Genomic DNA, 2,630 nt, shown 5'->3' with positions numbered 1-2,630 from the left:
CGAAGATGGTGGGCGCGGACAAGATCATCGGGGTGGATCTGAACCCGGGCCGCGTCGAACTGGCGAAGAAGTTCGGCATGACGCACTTCATCAACCCGAACGAAGTCGAGAACGTCGTGGACCATATTGTCCAGCTCACGGATGGTGGCGCGGACTACTCGTTCGAATGCATCGGCAACACGAAAGTGATGCGTCAGGCGCTCGAATGCACGCACAAAGGCTGGGGCCAGTCGTTCATCATCGGTGTGGCGGCAGCGGGTGAAGAGATCAGCACGCGCCCGTTTCAACTGGTAACGGGCCGTCAATGGAAGGGTTCGGCGTTCGGTGGCGCGCGTGGCCGCACCGATGTGCCGAAGATCGTCGACTGGTACATGGAAGGCAAGATCAACATCGACGATCTGATTACGCATCGTCTGCCCCTTGACCGCATCAACGAAGGCTTCGATCTGATGAAAAAGGGTGAGTCGATCCGTTCAGTGGTGATGTATTGATGCGGTGATATCGAGGCTGGCGATGCACGGCGGGCGGTGCGTTATACGTACCGCTTCGCCTCAAATTCACCGCACTCGCGCCCATTGCGCCAGCGCCGCACACAACACCAGCAGCGTACCGGTCACGAAGAACACCGAATCCAGCCCGAGCGCCACACCAATCTGGCCACCAATCACTGGACCGATCACCTGGCCGCTGAACTGGGCGGACTGCAGATATCCGAGCATCTGCCCCGTCTTGCTTTCATCCACCGACTGCCGCGCCAGCTTGGCAATAGCAGGCAGCAGTCCGGCAAGCGTCATGCCCATCAGGACGCGCAAGCCCGCCAGTTGCCACCAGTGCACAACAAAAGCCTGCGGAATCATCACGAGGCCGGTGAGCACCAGACAGCCAATGATCACGTTCCAGCTGCCGATCCGGTCAGCCAGTGCGCCGAGCCGCGCCGCGGTCAACATGCTGCCGAAAGCCGAACACGCCATGACGACGCCCGCGACCCGGGTCAGATGATTGGCGTGGACGCCGAGACTGCCGATATAGACCGTGATGATCGGCTCGATCGACATGTTCGCGAGCAGCACCATCATCGCCGTGACGAGGAGCGCGGCCACCACCGCGTAATTCGTCTTGCGAGTCGCCACTGAGGCTTTACTGGCGGCGCGGTGCTGTGCCTGATCGGCGGGACTGAAGTCTTCCTTGATGACGAAGATGGTTAGCAAGGCCGCCACCGCGATCATCGCGCCGCCCGCGAAGAAGGTGCCGCGAATGCCGATCCAGCCCGGCAGAAAGCCGCCCACCAGCGGTCCGATCAGGTTGCCTGCAAGTGCACCTGTCGACAGTACCCCCAGCGCCCAGCCGGCGCGTTCACGCGGCGCCTGCGAGCCGACCATCACGATGGAGGCCGAAGAGTACCCGCCCACCAGACCCGCGATCAGCCGCAACACGACCAGTTGATGAACTGAATGAGCCACCCCGATCAGCGACATCACAATGGCCATGCCGATGGCCGCACGCACGAGCATCGGCTTGCGTCCGTAGCGGTCGGCAAGCCGTCCCCAGAGCGGTGCGGTCAATCCTGTGCCAAGAAAGGTTGCGCCAAACGCGATGCCCGACCACTGGATCACCGCCCCCGGCGATTCGACGCCCAACTGCTTCACATACAGCGGCAGGAACGGCAACAGCATGCTCAGGCTGAGGAGCGTCGTGAACGAGCCGAATACGCAGACTGTGAGATTGCGTTTCCAGTGACTCGCGTTACGCTCGGCATAACTAAGCGACACCGGCGGGTGTGCCGGTGTCGCTGTTGCATGCAATACGGAATGAGCAGGTTGGTTCATTTTGACCTCAACGCAGCAAACAGATTCACAGTGAGCCCGAGCGTCAATGCGGCGGCGCCAATCTCGAACAGCATCAGATACTGGCCGCCGCTTGCCGAAAACAGGTAGGACAGGCCGTAAGCGGACACCGCTTGCATGACGGCAAAATAGGTGGTGGCCTTGGTCCATCCGGCTTTCTGCGCGGCAGGATGATGTGCGAGCAGTTCGTTCACTCTTCCCAGAACGAGCGGGACAATACCCGGCGTGAACGCGCCCATGACGACGCTCGATACCATCAGTGCGGCGGGGCCGAGGCCGAGCGCTGGAAGCGCAACAGCCGCGATCTGCAGCAGGTAGGCCACGCGCAGCGCCGGTCCGAAACCAGCGCGGTCGGCAAGATGCCCCGTCAGCAACGGGCCGACAATCGCGCCAAGTCCATACAGCACCCAGTACTGCGCGCCGACATCCACACCTTTGCCGAGCCCTCGGGCAACGAAGTCCACCAGGAAGATCATATGCGGCACGAGGCCCGCCGCATTCAATCCATATTCGATATAGAGGGCTCGCAGTTTTCCCGCTGAAGCAACACTGGGCCGTGCCGCGTGATTGGTATTGGGGTGCGAAGGGCTGCTCGCATGAGGATGTGCAGTGGCCGGTTCGTGTCGCGGCCAGCCGTTCCAGGCCACCACGGTCAGCAGCAGCGACACCACGCCGAGTCCGAGCCACGTTTGCGTCAGTCCCTGACTGAGCAGCAGCGGCACGATCGTTCCCGACGCGGCGATCCCGAGACCAATCCCGGTGAAGATCGCGCCGCTTGCAAAGCCG

Annotated in this window: 3 protein-coding genes; 1 reads left to right on the top strand and 2 read right to left on the bottom strand. The window is 62.0% G+C overall.

Features of this window, described 5'->3' with window-relative positions; translation table 11 throughout:
* The coding region (locus tag WCA85_RS00710; RefSeq protein WP_424061069.1) for a zinc-binding dehydrogenase at positions 1-491 on the top strand (491 nt) is incomplete at its 5' end.
* 66 nt (positions 492-557) lie between these two features.
* Here the strand turns inward: WCA85_RS00710 and WCA85_RS00705 are convergent.
* Together WCA85_RS00705 and WCA85_RS00700 are read right to left on the bottom strand one after the other, a co-directional pair.
* On the bottom strand, positions 558-1,826 hold the full coding sequence (locus WCA85_RS00705) for an MFS transporter (protein ID WP_424061067.1): 1,269 nt from the start codon (positions 1,824-1,826) through the stop codon (positions 558-560).
* A partial coding sequence (locus WCA85_RS00700; protein WP_424061066.1) for a YbfB/YjiJ family MFS transporter occupies positions 1,823-2,630 on the bottom strand: 808 nt, incomplete at its 5' end. The genes WCA85_RS00700 and WCA85_RS00705, both read right to left, overlap by 4 nt.

This window comes from Paraburkholderia sp. (assembly GCF_049581445.1).
GTDB lineage: Bacteria > Pseudomonadota > Gammaproteobacteria > Burkholderiales > Burkholderiaceae > Paraburkholderia.
The sequence above is the reverse complement of the archived record's forward strand: the minus strand, read 5'-3'. Positions and strand labels throughout refer to the sequence as shown.